This is a genomic window from Solimonas marina, from assembly GCF_012241385.1.
Taxonomy (GTDB): domain Bacteria; phylum Pseudomonadota; class Gammaproteobacteria; order Nevskiales; family Nevskiaceae; genus Solimonas; species Solimonas marina.
This window is the reverse complement of the sequence record NZ_JAAVXB010000002.1, coordinates 389213-406082: the sequence shown is the minus strand read 5'-3', so window position 1 is coordinate 406082 and position 16870 is coordinate 389213. Positions and strand designations below refer to the sequence as shown.

Sequence of the window (16870 nt, the reverse complement as noted above, 5' to 3'; positions counted from 1 at the left end):
GTGTCCTCACAGCGGCATGTTCATGATGTCCTGGTACGCCGCCACCAGGCGGTTGCGTACTTCGGTCATCGCCTTGAATTGAACCTGCGCCTTGGCGCCGGCCAGCATCACGTTCGACAGCTCGACGCTCGGGTCGCCCTTGGCAAACGCGGTCTGCATGTCGACAGCCGTGTTCTGCGTCTGGCTGACCTCGCCGACCGCCGACTTCAACACCGCCGCAAAGCCACCCTGCGGCGCCTGCGCGGCGTCGGGGGCCTGCACGCGCGTCGGCGTCGCGACCTGCGATTGCAGGCTGCGGATCTGCGCGAGCACATTGCTGACATTCATCTCGTTCATTGCTGACGATCGTCGTGACGGTTTGCAGACGACGAGGCAAGTCCCGTTCCTGAAGGGCGCGTCAAGGATTCGTCACGTGGGCACGAACGCCGGATCTGTAGTCCGGCGGCGACAGGCGGCAGCGTGCGGGGGCGTCAGCGGCGAAAGCGTCGCGGATCGACGTCATGCCGACGCAGCGTCGCACGCAGCGTGCTGGGATTGACGTCCAGCAAGCGCGCCGCACCGTCGGGGCCGTCGATGCGCCCACCGCTGGTTGCGAGCGCGCGGCACAGATGTGCGGCAACGGCCTCGGCCAGCGTCGACAGCGCCGGCGTCGCCTCGCCAAGCTGCCGCTTGGCCGGCGCCGTCGGCCGCGCCACGCCCAACGCCGTTTCCAGGTCGAGCGACACGCCTTGGCCAAGTATCACGGCGCGCTCGATGACCGCCGACAATTCTCGAACGTTGCCCGGCCAGCGATAGGCCAGCAAGCGCTGCAGGTCGGCCGACCGCAACGGCGGTCGCGGCAGGCCGAGCCGGTCGGCGGCACGCTCGACGAAGTGCTGGGCGAGCAGCGCGATGTCCTCGCTGCGCTCGCGCAGCGGCGGCAGGATCAGCGGAAACACCGCGAGGCGATACCAGAGGTCCTCGCGAAAGCGGCCATCCTGCACCATGTGCGGCAGGTCGCGATGCGTCGCGGCAACCACGCGAACGTCGACGGCAACCTCGCGCTCGCTGCCGATGCGCTGGACGATGCCGTCCTGCAGGACGCGCAGCAGACGCACCTGCACCGCCGGCGTCAGCTCCCCGATTTCATCCAGGAACAGGGTGCCGCCGTCGGCACGCTCGAACCAGCCACGGCGCGCCGCCAGCGCACCGGTGAAGCTGCCCTTCTCGTGGCCGAACAATTCCGAGTCGATCAGTTCCGGCGGCACTGCACCACAGTTGACGCGTACGAACGGACCGCTCGCACGCACGGAACGCTCGTGTATCGCGCGCGCGAGCACTTCCTTGCCGGCACCGGTCTCACCGAGGATCAGCACGCTCGCGTCGGTTGGCGCGACTTGCTCGACACGTGCCATCACCTGCCGCAGGCCGCGATCGGCGCCGACGATGGTTTCCGACAGGCTGCGACGCCCGAGCCGCGTCAGCAGACTGCGCCGATCGGCCTCGGCCGAGGCGCGCAACCTGTCGATGTCGCGCAGGCGCTGTTCGTTGCACAGCGCCGTCGCGATCGGCTCGGCCGCCGCACGCAGTAGCGCGCGGGTTGCGCCGTCGAGCGTCACGCCGCGTGCTGCGGTGGCAACGAGCACACCGACGAATGGTTGCGGCGCCGGTCCCTGTCGGCCGAACAGCGGCACGGCCTCGGCGTCGCGGCCCACAGCGAAGCCGTCCAGACCGGAGAACGGCAACGGCCACGCGAAGTGCTCGGCGTGATACGACGCACTCGCCCCCGGACGCGCCCAGGCCAGAACCGCGGCAAATGCCGGCCCGGCCAAGCGCCGCATCTCGTGCGGCGCGACCGTGTTCGCATCGTGCGGCCAGCGCGCGACGCTGGAGAGCGCCCCCTGACCGCCGTCGTATTCGTCGATCCGCAGCTCGGCGAGCGCCAGCCGCGCGCCAAGCAAGCCCCCGATCACCGGCAGCGATTCGGCCAGCGTCAGGTGCTTGCCGACTTCAGCCCACAGCGCCAGCAGCGTGTCGTCGTGACGGTCCATACGGCCTTCAAATATGGTGAGTTTGTCGCGAAATAATACGTTTATTCCGTCAAATATAACGGACATATCGTCAGGTCATTTTTGAATATCTATTGATATCAGATAGATATCGAAAATTATCAAAATGGCATGAATCCTGGTCGTTTTATGCAAATTCGATCACTTTCCGATTCATGCATCGCTCGCGCCCGACTCCACCGCCCCACGTCGACACGCCCGCTCCGCCGCGGCGCGCCGCCGCCATCACCCACCACGACAACCCCGGCCGAGCGCCGCCGCCGCAGCCGGCACACCGCCCTCCATCACGCCCAGACAAGGTCCACATGAAACGCGCTTTCGCAACCCGCGGTACCCGTACGTTGTTCGCCGCCGCCAGTGGCATCGCCGGCCTCGCGCCGTTCGCCGCGCACGCCGACGAGGTCTCGCCTGCCGCACTCGATCAGCGCCTGCGGATCGTCGAGCAAAAACTCGCAGAGCCGTCGCCGCCGTCGGCGGCCACGGTCAGCGCCGGACCACGCGGTTTCACGATCGCCAGTGGCGATTACCAGCTGAGCTTGCACGCCCTGGCACAGGTCGACGGTCGCTTTTACGTCGACGATACCGATGCGCGCTTCAACGACGGCTTTCGACTGCGCCGGTTGCGGCCGACATTCGACGGCTCGCTTGGCAAGCTGATCGGCTTCCGTCTGACGCCCGAGTTCGCTGGCGACGGCTCCGGCTCGTCGGCCAGCGTCGTCGACGCTTATATCGACCTGCGCTTCTCGCCGGCGGCCAGCGTCCGCGTCGGCCGGCAGAAGGGACCGCTCGGCCTCGAACGCCTGCAGTCCTCGACCTCGCTGAGCTTCGTCGAGCGCGGCTATCCGACCGAGCTGGTGCCGAACCGCGACATCGGCGTCGCGCTGTTCGGCGAGCTGCTCGACCGCCGTGTCAGCTACACCGTCGGTCTGTTCAACGGCACGCGCGATGGTCGCGATGTCGATGGTGTCGACGCCGACGGGCGCCACGAGCTGGAGGGCCGCATATTCATCGAGCCGTTCCGCAGCACGCCGGGTGTGCTGCAGGGTCTCGGCTTCGGTATCGGCGCCAGTACCGGCACGCAGAAGTCTTCGTCGGCCGGTTCGTCGACCCTGCCGCAGTACCGCAGCCCCGGCCAGAACACGTTCTTCCAGTACGTCGCGACGGCACAGCCTGACGGCACGCACACGCGCTGGTCGCCGCAAGCCTACTGGTACTACGGCAGCGTCGGTGCGCTCGCCGAATATGCGCGCTCGAAGCAGGACGTGCGCAATACGCCGAGCGGCGGCAGCGCGACCACCGAGAGCTTCGGCAACGACGGCTACGAATTGACACTGACCTATGTGCTGACCGGAGAGAAGGCGAGCTACAAGGGCGTCGGCCAGCCACGGCACGCGGTCGGCGCCGACGGCTGGGGCGCCTGGGAAGTCGCCGCGCGCTACGGCGCCCTCGACGTCGACAACGACGTCTTTCGCGACGGCTACGCCAATGCGTCGTCGGCCGCCAGCAAGGCCAGCAGCATCGGCGTCGGCATCAACTGGTATCTGACGGCGAACGCCAAGCTGGTCCTCGACTACGACCACACGCGCTACGACGGCGGCGCCAGCAGCGGCGACCGCCAGGCCGAGAAGGCCGTCTTCACGCGTCTGCAGATTTCGTACTGACCCACAATTTTCGGGAGCCCCCAATGTTGAAACGATTCCTCGGCGCCGCCGCGCTGGCACTCGCGTTGCCGACCGCCGCCTTCGCCGCCCACTACGATCTGCTCAATGTGTCGTACGACCCGACACGCGAGCTGTATCGGGCCATCAATGCCAGGTTCATCGCCGAATACGAGGCCAAGACCGGCGACACCGTAACGATCCAGCAGTCGCACGGCGGCTCAGGAAAGCAATCGCGCGCGGTGTTCGACGGACTCGACGCCGACGTCGTCACCCTCGCGCTCGGTGGCGACATCCTGCCGCTCGTCAATCCCGGCAAGCTGATCAATCCGGACTGGGAGTCGCGCTTGCCCGACCATGCGTCGCCGTATACCTCGACCATCGTGTTCCTGGTGCGCAAGGGCAATCCCAAGCACATCAAGGACTGGGGCGATCTGGTCCGTCCCGGCATCAGCGTCATCACCCCGAACCCGAAAACCTCTGGCGGCGCGCGCTGGAATTTCCTCGCCGCCTACGCCTATGCGCTGCAGGCCAATGGCAACGACGCGGCCAAGGCACGCGCCTACCTGACGGCGCTGTTCAAAAACGTGCCCGTGCTCGACACCGGGGCACGCGGCGCAACGACGACCTTCGTCCAGCGCGGTCTCGGTGATGTACTGCTCGCCTGGGAGAACGAAGCGTTTCTCGCCAAACGCGAATTCGGCGACGACCAGTTCGAGATCGTCGTGCCGTCGATCTCGATTCTCGCCGAACCGCAGGTCGCGGTCGTCGACAAGGTCGTCGACAAGAAAGGCACGCGCAAGGTCGCCGAAGCGTACCTGCGCTATCTGTACACCGACGAAGCGCAGAACCTCATCGCGCAGAACTTCTACCGCCCGTCAAATCCGAAGATCGCCGCGCAGTACGCGAGCGTGTTTCCGAAGCTCCAACTGGTGACGATCCGCGACTTCGGCGGCTGGGCCAAGGTGCAGCCCGAATACTTCGGCGATGGCGGCGTCTTCGACCAGATCTACCGCAAGTAGTCGATCTGCCGGCCTGGGCGGGATCGACATCTGAGTCCCGCCCCTCTTTTCTCAAACCGCGCCGGGTCGCCGGCGCCAACACCACCATGACCATCGCCGCCATCAATTCACGAAATCAGTTCAAGGGTCAGGTCGTCGCCGTCCATCGAGGCTCGGTCGTCTCCGAAATCGAAGTCGAGACGGCGGCCGGCATCGTCAGCGCTGTCATCACCACCAGCTCCGTCGACCGCCTGCCGCTGCGCGTCGGCGACGACGTCCTAGCGGTCTTCAAGGCCACCGAAGTGTTGGTCGCCAAACTCAGCGAGCGCGCCTGACATGTGCCTCATCATCCATAAGCCGGCCGGCGTCGAGATCGCCGAAGAATTGCTGGCGGCCGCCGCTGCGCACAACCCCGACGGCTGGGGCCTGATGGGCTTCGATCGTAACGGTCGCACGCGCATCGAGCGTCGACGCGTCGTCGACGTCGCCGAGCTGATCGACGTCGAACACTCACTACGCGACAGCGAGTACGTCCTGCATCTGCGGCGCCAGACGCGTGGTGGCAGCGGCATCGACAACGTCCATCCGTTCAAAGTCATCGACGGTGTTTGGCTGATGCACAACGGCACGCTGAACCTGCGCACGCGCGTTCCGGGCAAGTCGGACACCTGGCATTTCGTCACCGACGTGCTCAGGCCGCTCGCACAGCGCCATGCCGGCCTGCTGAGCGACTACACCTTTGTCCAGCTGATCGAACTCGGCCTGCGCGCCGAACACAAGCTCGCTCTGCTCGACCAGCGACTGCAACGCATCGTCATCGTCAACCGTGGCCACGGCGTCGACGTCGACGGTCTGTGGCTGAGCAATACCCGCTGGCTGGATCGCGAGCTCTACCCACTCGCAAGACCGCTGCAAGCTCAAGAACAACGCCTGCATGTTCGCCAGCTGCGCTTCGCATAGATAGATTTTAGAGAGACTTCCACATTTCCATGAAATACGGATTTTTAATTCTCACGATATCGGCTCTGTTGATCAGTCGCGTCGCGCAAGCGGAGCCGTTGCTCAACGCATCCTACGACGTTGCCCGCGATTTCTATCGCCAGTTCAACCCGGCGTTCACCGCGTACTGGAAGCAGAAAACCGGCACCGACATCATCGTGCAGCAGTCGCACGGCGGCTCCAGCAAACAGGCGCGCGCGGTCATCGACGGCCTCGATGCCGACGTGCTGACCACAAACAATCCCCTTGATATCGACGCCGTCGCCGCAGCCGGCTTAGTCGGCAAGGACTGGGCACGGCGCTTCGCGCACCATGCCAGCCCGTCGTGGTCGACGATTCTGTTCCTGGTCCGCAAGGGCAACCCCAAGCACATCCACGACTGGAACGATCTGACACGCGCCGACGTGCGCGTGATCATGCCCAACCCGAAGACCTCGGGTAACGGGCGCTATAGCTATCTGGCCGCATGGCAGTACGCGCTGACCCTCCCTGGTGGCGACGACGCCACAGCCCGTCATTTCGTTGCGGCACTGCTGCACAATGTGCCGGTCTTCGACACCGGCGGTCGCGGCGCAACGACAACATTCGTGCAGCGCGGCGTTGGCGACGTGCTGCTCACCTTCGAAAACGAGCTGTTTCTGATTCGCAAGGAATTCGGCGACCAGGGCTTCGAAATCGTCGCGCCGTCGATTTCGATCCGTGCCGATAATCCGGTCGCCGTGGTCGACAAAGTCGCGACCGAAAAGGGCAACACGACACTGGCTCGGGCCTATCTCGAATATCACTATTCGCACACTGGCCAAGAGCTGCTGGCGGCGAACGGCCTGCGCCCGGCCGACGAGACCGTCCTTGCCGAGCATGCGGCTGAGTTCCCGAAGCTACGGCTATTCTCGATTGACGATTGGCCAAAAACCTACGCCAAGCATTTCGCTGACGGCGGCGTCCTCGACCAGCTCATGACGACCGAGGCGGCCGGGTCATGAGTGCAATCGCCCAGCCCCGGCGCCGATCGCGCTCGATCATCCCCGGCTTCAATCTTTCGCTAGGGTTCACGCTGCTGTACCTGAGCCTGATCGTGCTGATTCCGTTGAGCGCGATCTTCATCGAATCGGCGAAACTCGGCTGGCACGGCTTCCTCGACACCGTGCTGGCGCCGCGGGTGCTGGCCGCATTACGACTCAGCTTCGGCGCAGCGCTGATCGGCGCGACGATCAATGCGGTATTCGGAACGCTGGTCGCTTGGGTTCTGGTGCGCTATCGCTTCGCCGGAAAACGGCTATTCGATGCCCTGATCGACCTGCCATTCGCACTGCCGACAGCGGTCGCCGGCATCGCACTGACGACGCTGTACGCGACCAACGGCTGGATCGGCGCATGGCTGGCGGGTGCCGGCATCAAGGTCGCATACACACCGCTCGGCGTCATCGTCGCCTGCACCTTCATCGGTCTGCCATTCGTCGTGCGCACGGTACAGCCGGTGCTCGAAGACACCGAAAAGGAATTCGAGGAAGCTGCGGCCTCGCTCGGGGCGACACGGCTGCAAACGGTACTACGCGTCATCGTGCCGACGGTACTGCCAGCCATCGTCACTGGCTTCACCTTGGCGTTTGCACGCGCGGCCGGCGAATACGGCTCGATCATCTTCATCGCCGGCAACATGCCGATGGTCAGCGAAATCGCACCGCTGCTCATCGTCATCAAGCTCGAAGAATTCGATTATGCCGGCGCCAGTGCCGTGGCCGTGGCGATGCTCTCCTTGTCGCTGAGCTTGCTGTTGGCCATCAACGGTCTACAGCTGTGGATGCGGCGGCGCCACGGCGCGGCACGCTAGCCCATCACGAGTCGCACATGAACCTTTCGACCATCGACGCGCGCCCGACACCGAGCCGGCGCCACCCCACTGCCACCGACGAGCGACGCTGGACGCAACTCGTGTTGATCGCGATCGCCGTGCTGTTCTTGATGGGCTTCCTGTTGTTGCCGCTCATCGCCGTGTTCGATGAGGCCCTGCGCCACGGCTGGACCTTATACCGCGAGGCCATCACCTCACCCGATGCGCTGGCCGCGATTCGCCTGACGCTGCTGACGGCGGGTATCGCAGTACCGATGAATCTGCTGTTCGGCGTCGCTGCAGCGTGGGCCATCACCAAGTTCACGTTTCCCGGAAAAGCGTTGCTGGTGTCGTTGATCGACCTGCCGTTCTCGGTGTCTCCGGTCGTCGCCGGCCTGAGCTTCATCCTGATCTTCGGCCGGCACGGCTGGTTCGGCCCCTGGCTGTTCGATCATGACATTCGCATCGTGTTTGCGATGCCCGGCATCGTCATCGCCACCGTCTTCGTGACGTTTCCGTTTATCGCGCGCGAACTGATTCCGTTGATGCAGGAACAGGGCACCGACCACGAGCAGGCGGCGCTGACGCTCGGCGCCTCCGGCTGGCAGACGTTCTGGCGCGTCACGCTACCGAATATCAAATGGGGTCTGCTTTACGGCGTACTGCTGTGCACGGCGCGCGCGATGGGTGAGTTCGGCGCGGTCAGCGTCGTGTCCGGCCACATCCGTGGCGAAACCAACACGATGCCGCTGCATGTGGAAATTCTTTACAACGAATACGCCTTCTCCGCAGCGTTTGCCGTGGCCTCGCTGCTCGCCGTCTTCGCGCTCGTCACGCTGGGCCTGAAGACCTATCTCGAATGGCGCCACGGCGACGAGCTCGCCGCCACGCGCCGTCACTGACGGCTGCGCCTCACGCTCTCACCGCCCGACACACTATGGACATCCAGATCCGCAAACTGCACAAATCCTTCGGCGACTTCAACGCGCTGGCTGGCGTCGATCTCGACATCGCCTCCGGCGAGCTGATCGCCCTGCTCGGCCCGTCGGGGTCGGGCAAGACGACGCTGCTGCGCTGCATCGCCGGTCTTGAATTTCCGGACCGCGGCGAGATCCGTTTCGACGGCGAGGATGTCGCTGAACGGCCGGTGCGCGAACGCCGCGTCGGCTTCGTCTTTCAGCACTACGCCCTGTTCCGTCACATGAGCGTGCTCGACAACGTGGCCTTCGGCCTGCGCGTACGCGAACGCCGCGAGCGCCAGCCTGAAGCCCTGATCCGCCAGCGGGCGCGGGAGCTGATCGAGCTCGTGCAACTCGCGGGGCTGGAGAAGCGCTATCCGTCGCAACTGTCCGGCGGCCAGAAGCAGCGTGTCGCGCTGGCCCGCGCACTGGCCATCGAACCGCGGGTGCTGCTGCTCGACGAACCGTTCGGAGCGCTCGACGCGCGCGTGCGCAAGGATCTGCGGCAGTGGCTGCGCGAACTGCACCGGCGCACCGGCTACAGCACGCTGTTCGTCACGCACGATCAGGAGGAGGCGCTCGAACTGGCCGACCGCGTCGTCATCATGAACCACGGTGCCATCGAGCAGATCGGCAGTGTCGACGAGGTCTACGAACGGCCGGCCAGCCCGTTCGTCTTCGATTTTCTCGGCGACACCAACGTACTGCGCGCGCAGGTGCACGAACGCCGCGTGCAATTCGACGGCGCCGATATCGCCGTCCTCGATGGGCGCATCCATCCGGACGGCGCCGCTGACGTTCATGTCCGGCCGGGCGATCTGCGACTGGGCGATGGCGGCATCGGACTCGACGTCGTCGTGCAATCGCTGCAGCGCACCGGGCCGGTCGTGCGCGCCGTCGTACAGACAAGCGGCAGCAAGGCGCCGGTGCGCGTCGAGTGGCCCCATCTGCATCACGACGTCCCGGCACTGCGGCCCGGCGCGCAGCTGCGCCTGCGCCTGTTGCAATTCAGCCTTTATACGCCGCAGTCACGACCGCCCACATCATCCCTCGGCGCCCCGATCCTGATTGGCCAGGAACGCAGGCGCGACCACGCCTGACGTCCGAACGCCGCTTCGGCTTGCCGCCACGGTCGTCGTCAGACGTCATCAACCGGGCGCGCTCGATCGCCAGTGCCGGCTTCATGATCTGCGTCAATGCCGCGGACCGGCACTGGACGCACGCTAGGCGTCATTCCAGCGTCCGGAGCCGCGTCGATGCAGCCCTATCGCGAACTGACAGCCCAGGTCAGCAGCCGGCTCGGCGAGTTGCGTGCCGACATGCCGGACCTGCTCGGCGGCTTCAACAGCATGGCCCGCGCGGCGACCAAACCGGGCGCGCTCGACACCAAGAGCAAGGAGTTGATCGCCTTGGCACTCGGCGTTGCGGCCCGCTGCGATGCCTGCATCGGCTTTCACATGCGTGCGGTGCTGCATGCCGGCGCCAGCAAAACCGAGATCGAGGAAGCCCTCGGCATGGCGGTCTACATGGGCGGCGGGCCGTCGCTGATGTATGCCGCGAATGCCATGAACGCCTACGCCGAATTCACAGCGGCGCAGACCGCACAGGAGCCCCCCGCATGAACGCACTCAAGCCCTCCGTCATCACCCCGAACGTCGGCGCCATCGACAGCGCGATCCGCATCGCGGTCGGCGTGGCATTGATTCTCGGCGTCTTTACGGTCACGGCACCGTGGCGCTGGGTCGGCCTGATCGGCCTGGTGCCGTTGCTGACCGGAACCATCGGCTGGTGTCCGCTCTATGGAATGCTGGGCGTGACAACCACGCGTCACTGAGGGCAACGACTCCGCCATCCTCCGCGCATGCCGCGCCGGCTTTCGCTGGGGGACCGTGGCGCCGGTGAAGCGAGAAACGCAGACTGCGCCGCATCGGCGGCCGCGCTCAGTCCCTGCCTTTGCGGTAACCGCTCGGCGTCACACCGGCCCAACGGGAGAACGCCCGCGTGAAACTGCGTCGATCCGAAAATCCGAGCCGTTCGCTGATCGCTTCCAGGTCGAGACGCGGGTCGTCGAGGTCGCGCAGGGCAAGGCGGTAACGGATACGGTCGAGCAGTTCGCCGAAGGCTTCGCCCTCATCGCGCAGACGGCGCTGCAAGGTCCGCGGGTGCAGCCCGAGGCGCTCGGCGAGACGTTCGATGCCCTGCCCCAGCAGGCGTGGCTCGTGCTCGAACGCCGATTCGACCGCGGCGACCAGACCGGTTCGGCGCGGCATCTGCGCCAGCCGCTGCTCGACGCGGGCCTCAGCCTGCCCGTGCAGTGCCGGAAAACCGCCGCCGAGCGGACGATCGAGTAGCGCGCGCGGCAGCTCGACGGCATTGCGGGGCCGCAGGAAGACCACCGGCGCCCGGAAGAATTCGGCGTAGGCGGCGACATGCGGCGGCTGCGGATAGCGGAACTGCAACAAACTCTGGTGCTCGATGTCGTCATGGAGCATGCGCGCGAATTTCACGACCGCCGCGAAGATCGACTCGATGAAGTAGACGGCCGCCATGCCGCTGCTGCCACCGTCGACCTGCTGCAGCACCAGGCGCGCCACCACGTCCTGCTCTTCGAGGCGCACATCGATCATCGGATTGATCAGCGTGCGCACCCATTCGAAGACGCGGGTCGCGTCGCGCAGCGTCGGGCTGGTCGCCAGAAACACGCCGATGTCCGGCAGGTAGTCGAACGCAAAGGTCTCGCCGAGCACGAACGGAAAGTGCTGGCTGCGCGCACGCGCCACACACTGGATCATGACCTGCTCGAGCAGCGGCCGGCTGATCGTCGCATGCTCGAGGTGGATCAGATCGGTTTCGATGCCGAGCTCGTCGAAGACCGGCTGGATATTGAAACCACACAACGACGCGGCCTTGACCCAGTTCGGCAAGGTGATGAACGGCAACGGCTGTTCGTGCATCGGCGGCATGCCGGCGAGTATGCCGGAGGCCCGGCGTGGCCGGCATGGGCCGGCGGGTCACGGGGCGTCGGCTGCACAAACGAAAAGGGCCCGCGATGGCGGGCCCTTTCGATACAGCGCAGCGGCTTGCGTAAAGCGTCGCGAGCGAACGCAGGTCGGTCGGCGCCGAAGCACAGAAGGCGCAGCGTACATCAGTACGTGAGCATTCCGAGCACCGCCGACGGCCGAGATGCGGAGCGCAGCAGCTTTACAGCTGCAACAGCAGCTTGGCCGGATCTTCCAGGCATTCCTTGATCGTGCGCAGCGTCAGCACGGCCTCGCGGCCGTCGACGATGCGGTGATCGTAGGACATCGCCAGATACATCATCGGACGGATCACGATCTGGCCGTCGACCACGACCGGACGCTCGATGATGCCGTGCATGCCGAGGATCGCCGACTGCGGAGGATTCAGGATCGGCGTCGACATCATCGAACCGAAGATGCCGCCGTTGGTGATCGAGAACGTGCCGCCGGTGAGATCTTCCATCGTCAGCTTGTTGGCCTTGGCCCGCGTGCCGAAGTCGACGATGGCCTTTTCGATGCCGGCCAGCGACAGCTGATCGGCGTCGCGCAGGATCGGCACGACCAGGCCGCGGTCCGACGACACGGCGATGCCGATGTCGTAGTAGCCGTGATAGACGATGTCCGAGCCGTCGATCGACGCGTTGACGGCCGGGAACTTCTTCAGCGCCTCGACCGCTGCACGGACGAAGAAGCTCATGAAGCCGAGCTTGACGCCGTGCACCTTCTCGAAGTCGCCCTTGTACTTGGCGCGCAGGTCCATGACGGCCTTGAGGTCGACCTCGTTGAAGGTCGTCAGCATCGCCGTGGTGTTCTTCGCTTCGAGCAGGCGCTCGGCGATGCGCGCACGGATGCGCGTCATCGGCACGCGCTGTTCTTCGCGGGCACCCAGCGGACGCGGTGCCGGTGCCGGCGCCGCAGCCTTCGGTGCCGGGGCGGCCGCTTTCGGCGCCGCCGAGTAGTTCTTGACGTCCTCGACGGTCAGGCGACCGCCCTTGCCGCTGCCGCTGATCTGGCTGGCCGACAGGCCCAACTCGGACAGCAGCTTGCGCACGGCCGGGCTCTGGCCGTCTTCCGAGCTCATCTGCGGCGCGGCGCTGGCGGTGGCCGGGGCGGCCGCTTCGTTCTTGGCCGGCTCGGCCTTGGGCGCTTCCTTGGCCGCCGGGGCAGCGCCTTCCTCGAGGATGCCGAGCACGTCACCCGCCTGCACCGTGGCACCGGCTTCGACGCGGATTTCCTTGAGCACGCCATCCGCGATGGCCGGCACTTCGAGCATGACCTTGTCGGTTTCGAGGTCCATCAGGTTCTGCTCGCGGGAAACCGCGTCGCCAGCCTTGACGTGCCATTCAGCCACGGTGGCCGATGACACCGACTCCGGCAGGTTGGGGACTTTGATTTCTATGGCCATCTCTTGGGGTTCCTTGTTCGCCTTTTCTTGCTGTCGATAGTCTTCAATGCAATCGGGGCCGGTGTAGAACCGGCCCCGTCGCCCTTGCGGGTCTTCTTACATCTTCTTGCCGCCGGCCAGCGCTTCGCTGACGACCTCGGCCTGTTCCTTCTGATGCACCTTGAGGTAGCCAACCGCCGTGGTCGGCGAACCCTTGCGCGTCGAGTACAGCATCTGATGCTGCGGCTTCAGGTACGCCCCCATGCGGTGCTTGATCTGATACCAGGCACCCTGGTTTTCCGGCTCTTCCTGACACCAGACCACGTCCTTGGCCTTCGGATACATCGCCAGCGCCGCTTCGTAGCCCTCACGCGGGAACGGATAGAGCTGTTCGATGCGGACGATCGCGACATTGTCGAGATTGTCCTTCTGACGGGCCTGGACGAGATCGAAGTAGACCTTGCCGGAGCAGAACACGATGCGCGTGACCTTCTTCGGGTCGATCGCCTCGACTTCCTGGATGACCGGCTGGAAGCCGCCCTTGGTCAGATCGTCGAGCGTCGACACCGACAGCGGATGCCGCAACAGCGACTTCGGCGTCATCACGATCAGCGGCAGGCGCGTCGAGCGCTTCATCTGACGACGCAGCATGTGGAACATCTGCGCCGGCGTCGACGGCACGCAGACCTGCTGGTTGTTCTCGGCACACAGCTGCAGGTAGCGCTCGAGGCGCGCCGACGAATGCTCCGGACCCTGGCCTTCATAGCCATGCGGCAGGAACATCGTCAGACCGCACAGGCGACCCCACTTGGCCTGACCCGACGAGATGAACTGGTCGAACAGCACCTGCGCACCGTTGGCGAAGTCGCCGAACTGCGCTTCCCAGATCACCAGCGAGTCCGGATCGGTCGTCGAATAGCCGTACTCGAAGCCGAGCACGCCCTCTTCGGACAGCAGCGTGTCGTTGACGACGAAGCCGTACTTGTCCTTGACCAGATGACGCAGCGGCGTCAGGCGCTCGCCGGTCTTGTAGTCGTGAATCGTCGCATGACGATGGAAGAACGTACCGCGGCGCGCGTCCTGACCACACAGACGGACGTGGAAGCCGTCCTTGGCCAACGAGCCGTAGGCCATGGTCTCGGCAAAGCCCCAGTCCATCGGCAGCTCACCGGCGGCCATCTTCGCGCGGTCTTCCCAGATCTTCTTGACGCGCGGATGCAGCGTGAAGCCGTCCGGCACCGTCAGCAGCTGATCGGAGATCGCCTGCAATGCGTTCTCGGTGATGGTCGTGTCGACCGGCGTATCCCAGCCGCCTTCCTTGTACTTCGCCCAATTGACGGTGTGCTTGTTGCCGACCAGGCCGAGCGTGATGCGCGCGGTGTTCTCGCCGGCATCAAGGCCGTCGCGATAGGCCTTGACCAGCTCGTCGGCTTCGCCGTCACCGATCGCGCCTTCTTCCTGCAGCTTCTTCGCGTACAGGGTCAGCGTGGTCGGGTGCTTCTTGATGACGTCGTACATCACCGGGCTGGTGACGGACGGCTCGTCGGCCTCGTTATGACCCAGACGGCGGTAGCAGCAGACGTCGACGATGACGTCCTTGTGGAATTCGTTGCGGAAATCCATCGCCAGACGCGTGACGAAGGTCACCGCTTCCGGATCGTCGCCGTTGACGTGGAACACCGGCGCTTCGAGCATCTTCGCCAGATCCGTGCAGTAGCGCGACGTACGCGCTTCCTTGCGGCGTACCGCTTCGATCGGGTCCGGCGTGGTGAAGCCGATCTGGTTGTTGACGATGAAGTGCACCGTGCCGCCGGTCGCATAGCCCTTGGACTGCGACAGCTGCAGCGTTTCCATGACCACGCCCTGGCCGGCGAAAGCGGCGTCGCCGTGCACCAGCACCGGCACGATCTTCTGGCCGACTTCGTCTTCGCGGCGGACCTGACGCGCCTTGACCGAACCCTCGACCACCGGGTTGACGATTTCCAGATGCGACGGATTGAACGCCAGCACCAGATGCAGGCGCTTGCCGTCGACTTCGACGTCGGTCGAGAAGCCCATGTGGTACTTCACGTCACCGGCGCGCGACAGCGCGTCGACCGTGTACTTGCCCTCGAACTCGGCGAACAGTTCCTTCGGCGACTTGCCGAGGACGTTGACCAGCAAGTTGAGGCGGCCGCGGTGGGCCATGCCGATGACGATCTCCTCGACGTCACGCGCCGCACAGGCACGCAGGATTTCGTCCATCGCCGGAATCAGCGAATCGCCGCCTTCCAGCGAGAAGCGCTTCTGGCCGACGTACTTGTTGTGCAGGTAGCGCTCGAGGCCTTCGGCGGCCACCAGCTGCTTGAGCACGTCGCGCTTGCGCTCGGCCGGCAGCTTCGGCTGGAAGGCCACCGCTTCGAGGCGCTTCTGAATCCAGCGCTTTTCGCTGGTTTCAGTCAGATACATGTACTCGGCACCGATGGTGTCGGTGTACACGCTCTTGAGGATCTTGATGATCTCGCGCAGCGGCAGGCGGTCGGAACCGGCCGCCAGCGTGCCGGTGTTGAACACCGTGTCCATGTCCTCGGGACCGAGGCCGTGGAAGCCCGGATCGAGGTCGGCGATGTTGGCCGGCGGCGTCAGGTTCAGCGGGTCGAGGCGCGCCGCCTGATGGCCACGCACGCGGTAGTAGTTGATCAGTCGCAGCACGCCGGCCTGCTTCTCGGCGGCGGCGGCGTCGAAACCGGCTTCGGCGGCCACCACGCGGCGCGGTTCACGCGCCAGACGCTCGAAGCGCGCGATGACCTCGCTGTGCGGAATCTCGCGCGGCGCGTTCTGATCCTGGATCAGGCGGAAATACGCCCGCCAGCTCGGATCGACCGATTCCGGATCTTCGAGGAACTGTTCGTAAAAAGCCTCGATGTACGGCGCGTTGGCGCCGTTGATCGAGGACGATTCGATGAAGCTCTGATACTTGTTGGTCGCCATGTGTTGCCTACACTTTCACGTTCTGTTCAATGTCCATCCCGAACCCACGGCGTCCCCCAAGCGTCGTTGGCAGCGGAAGGTCTATGCCTTCCGCTTTTTTTCCTGATCGTGCCATCCCACCGTCAGATCGGAGAGATAGGCCCTGAATTCGTCCGCCAGTTCGGGATGCTTGAGGCCGAATTCAACGTTGGCACGCAGATAGCCCAGCTTCGAGCCGCAGTCATGGCGCACGCCCTCGAACTCATAAGCGAGCACGGTCTGCTCGTTGAGCATCAGGCTGATGGCGTCGGTCAGCTGAATCTCGCCGCCGGCGCCGCGCTGCGTGCGCTCGAGCAGCTTGAAGATGCGCGGCGTCAGGATGTAGCGGCCGACCACGGCGAGGTTGCTCGGCGCGTTTTCCGGCTTCGGCTTTTCGACCATCCGCTTGATTTCGGACAGACCGGGGCCGATCGGCTGGGCATCGACGATGCCGTAGCTGCCGGTTTCTTCCTGCGGCACCCGCTGCGTCGCCAGGACGCTGGTGCCGTACTGCTGGTAGACGCGATGCATCTGCGACAGGCACGGCTGCAGACGACCGTCGATGAGGTCGTCGGCGAGGATCACATAGAAGTCCTCGTCACCGACCGCCGGCCAGGCCTGCAGCACCGCATGACCGAGACCGAGCGCCTCAGCCTGACGGATGAAGATGCAGGTGACGCCCGGCGGGACGATGCCCTGCACGGTTTCGAGCAGCTTGTTCTTGCCGCGCGCGGCAAGCTCGGCTTCAAGCTCGTAGGCCTTGTCGAAGTGATCCATGATCGAATTCTTCGAACGACCGGTGATGAAGATCAGTTCCTGAGCGCCGGCACTGATGGCCTCCTGAACCGCATACTGGATCAGCGGCTTGTCGACGACCGGCAGCATTTCCTTTGCGCTGGCCTTGGTGGCCGGCAAAAAGCGGGTGCCGAGACCGGCGACCGGAAAAACTGCTTTGCGGATACGCATGAAATCTCCTGTCAGG

General features: G+C 65.1%; 16 protein-coding genes. 10 read left to right on the top strand and 6 right to left on the bottom strand.

Annotated elements, in window-relative coordinates:
• Positions 1 to 6: 6 nt before the first annotated feature.
• Positions 7 to 336: a flagellar hook-basal body complex protein FliE gene (fliE, locus tag G7Y82_RS05115; RefSeq protein ID WP_168146930.1), complete on the bottom strand. Its 330-nt coding sequence runs from the start codon at positions 334 to 336 to the stop codon at positions 7 to 9.
• Between the two features lie 134 nt (positions 337 to 470).
• Positions 471 to 2030 (bottom strand): sigma-54 interaction domain-containing protein, encoded by a 1560-nt coding sequence (locus G7Y82_RS05110; protein ID WP_206370338.1) that lies wholly within the window; start codon positions 2028 to 2030, stop codon positions 471 to 473.
• Between the two features lie 323 nt (positions 2031 to 2353).
• On the opposite strand from G7Y82_RS05110, the gene G7Y82_RS05105 reads away from it, so the two are divergent.
• The 10 genes from G7Y82_RS05105 (at position 2354) to G7Y82_RS05060 (ending at position 10330) form a co-directional block, all read left to right on the top strand.
• Positions 2354 to 3709 (top strand): OprO/OprP family phosphate-selective porin, encoded by a 1356-nt coding sequence (locus G7Y82_RS05105; RefSeq protein ID WP_168146929.1) that lies wholly within the window; start codon positions 2354 to 2356, stop codon positions 3707 to 3709.
• Between the two features lie 23 nt (positions 3710 to 3732).
• Positions 3733 to 4728 (top strand): sulfate ABC transporter substrate-binding protein, encoded by a 996-nt coding sequence (locus G7Y82_RS05100; RefSeq protein ID WP_168146928.1) that lies wholly within the window; start codon positions 3733 to 3735, stop codon positions 4726 to 4728.
• Positions 4729 to 4814: 86 nt separating this feature from the next.
• Positions 4815 to 5042, top strand: coding sequence for a TOBE domain-containing protein (locus tag G7Y82_RS05095; RefSeq protein WP_168146927.1), 228 nt, complete (start codon positions 4815 to 4817; stop codon positions 5040 to 5042).
• Position 5043: 1 nt separating this feature from the next.
• Positions 5044 to 5667, top strand: a complete 624-nt coding sequence (locus tag G7Y82_RS05090) for a class II glutamine amidotransferase (RefSeq protein WP_168146926.1) — start codon at positions 5044 to 5046, stop codon at positions 5665 to 5667.
• Positions 5668 to 5696: 29 nt separating this feature from the next.
• Positions 5697 to 6689, top strand: coding sequence for a sulfate ABC transporter substrate-binding protein (locus tag G7Y82_RS05085; RefSeq protein ID WP_168146925.1), 993 nt, complete (start codon positions 5697 to 5699; stop codon positions 6687 to 6689).
• The gene (cysT, locus tag G7Y82_RS05080; protein WP_168146924.1) at positions 6686 to 7537 is read left to right on the top strand and encodes a sulfate ABC transporter permease subunit CysT; all 852 of its coding nucleotides are present in this window, start codon (positions 6686 to 6688) and stop codon (positions 7535 to 7537) included. The genes G7Y82_RS05085 and cysT overlap by 4 nt, the downstream gene beginning before the upstream one ends.
• Positions 7538 to 7554: 17 nt before the next feature.
• Positions 7555 to 8439 (top strand): sulfate ABC transporter permease subunit CysW, encoded by an 885-nt coding sequence (gene cysW / locus G7Y82_RS05075; RefSeq protein WP_168146923.1) that lies wholly within the window; start codon positions 7555 to 7557, stop codon positions 8437 to 8439.
• Positions 8440 to 8474: 35 nt separating this feature from the next.
• Positions 8475 to 9596, top strand: a complete 1122-nt coding sequence (locus tag G7Y82_RS05070; protein ID WP_168146922.1) for a sulfate/molybdate ABC transporter ATP-binding protein — start codon at positions 8475 to 8477, stop codon at positions 9594 to 9596.
• A 156-nt stretch (positions 9597 to 9752) separates the two neighbouring features.
• A complete protein-coding gene (locus tag G7Y82_RS05065) occupies positions 9753 to 10118 on the top strand; it encodes a carboxymuconolactone decarboxylase family protein (RefSeq protein WP_168146921.1) in 366 nt (121 codons plus the stop codon).
• Complete coding sequence (locus tag G7Y82_RS05060) at positions 10115 to 10330, top strand: YgaP family membrane protein (protein ID WP_206370336.1); 216 nt, start codon at positions 10115 to 10117, stop codon at positions 10328 to 10330. Before G7Y82_RS05065 ends, G7Y82_RS05060 begins: the two co-directional genes overlap by 4 nt.
• Before the next feature lie 106 nt (positions 10331 to 10436).
• Here G7Y82_RS05060 and G7Y82_RS05055 read toward each other — a convergent pair whose 3' ends face one another.
• The 4 genes from G7Y82_RS05055 to galU all read right to left on the bottom strand — a co-directional run bounded on the left by G7Y82_RS05055 (position 10437) and on the right by galU (position 16854).
• Positions 10437 to 11450, bottom strand: coding sequence for a helix-turn-helix transcriptional regulator (locus G7Y82_RS05055; RefSeq protein ID WP_168146920.1), 1014 nt, complete (start codon positions 11448 to 11450; stop codon positions 10437 to 10439).
• 247 nt (positions 11451 to 11697) lie between these two features.
• Positions 11698 to 12921, bottom strand: coding sequence for a 2-oxoglutarate dehydrogenase complex dihydrolipoyllysine-residue succinyltransferase (gene odhB / locus G7Y82_RS05050; RefSeq protein WP_168146919.1), 1224 nt, complete (start codon positions 12919 to 12921; stop codon positions 11698 to 11700).
• A gap of 96 nt (positions 12922 to 13017) precedes the next feature.
• Positions 13018 to 15870 (bottom strand): 2-oxoglutarate dehydrogenase E1 component, encoded by a 2853-nt coding sequence (locus tag G7Y82_RS05045; RefSeq protein WP_168146918.1) that lies wholly within the window; start codon positions 15868 to 15870, stop codon positions 13018 to 13020.
• 81 nt (positions 15871 to 15951) lie between these two features.
• Positions 15952 to 16854, bottom strand: a complete 903-nt coding sequence (galU, locus tag G7Y82_RS05040; protein WP_168146917.1) for a UTP--glucose-1-phosphate uridylyltransferase GalU — start codon at positions 16852 to 16854, stop codon at positions 15952 to 15954.
• Positions 16855 to 16870: the final 16 nt, after the last annotated feature.

Bases quoted from the DNA above. Each gene is read 5' to 3' on its own strand.
- fliE (WP_168146930.1), bottom strand. From the start codon at position 336: ATGAACGAGATGAATGTCAGCAATGTGCTCGCGCAGATCCGCAGCCTG.
- G7Y82_RS05110 (WP_206370338.1), bottom strand. From the start codon at position 2,030: ATGGACCGTCACGACGACACGCTGCTGGCGCTGTGGGCTGAAGTCGGC.
- G7Y82_RS05105 (WP_168146929.1), top strand. From the start codon at position 2,354: ATGAAACGCGCTTTCGCAACCCGCGGTACCCGTACGTTGTTCGCCGCC.
- G7Y82_RS05100 (WP_168146928.1), top strand. From the start codon at position 3,733: ATGTTGAAACGATTCCTCGGCGCCGCCGCGCTGGCACTCGCGTTGCCG.
- G7Y82_RS05095 (WP_168146927.1), top strand. From the start codon at position 4,815: ATGACCATCGCCGCCATCAATTCACGAAATCAGTTCAAGGGTCAGGTC.
- G7Y82_RS05090 (WP_168146926.1), top strand. From the start codon at position 5,044: ATGTGCCTCATCATCCATAAGCCGGCCGGCGTCGAGATCGCCGAAGAA.
- G7Y82_RS05085 (WP_168146925.1), top strand. From the start codon at position 5,697: ATGAAATACGGATTTTTAATTCTCACGATATCGGCTCTGTTGATCAGT.
- cysT (WP_168146924.1), top strand. From the start codon at position 6,686: ATGAGTGCAATCGCCCAGCCCCGGCGCCGATCGCGCTCGATCATCCCC.
- cysW (WP_168146923.1), top strand. From the start codon at position 7,555: ATGAACCTTTCGACCATCGACGCGCGCCCGACACCGAGCCGGCGCCAC.
- G7Y82_RS05070 (WP_168146922.1), top strand. From the start codon at position 8,475: ATGGACATCCAGATCCGCAAACTGCACAAATCCTTCGGCGACTTCAAC.
- G7Y82_RS05065 (WP_168146921.1), top strand. From the start codon at position 9,753: ATGCAGCCCTATCGCGAACTGACAGCCCAGGTCAGCAGCCGGCTCGGC.
- G7Y82_RS05060 (WP_206370336.1), top strand. From the start codon at position 10,115: ATGAACGCACTCAAGCCCTCCGTCATCACCCCGAACGTCGGCGCCATC.
- G7Y82_RS05055 (WP_168146920.1), bottom strand. From the start codon at position 11,450: ATGCACGAACAGCCGTTGCCGTTCATCACCTTGCCGAACTGGGTCAAG.
- odhB (WP_168146919.1), bottom strand. From the start codon at position 12,921: ATGGCCATAGAAATCAAAGTCCCCAACCTGCCGGAGTCGGTGTCATCG.
- G7Y82_RS05045 (WP_168146918.1), bottom strand. From the start codon at position 15,870: ATGGCGACCAACAAGTATCAGAGCTTCATCGAATCGTCCTCGATCAAC.
- galU (WP_168146917.1), bottom strand. From the start codon at position 16,854: ATGCGTATCCGCAAAGCAGTTTTTCCGGTCGCCGGTCTCGGCACCCGC.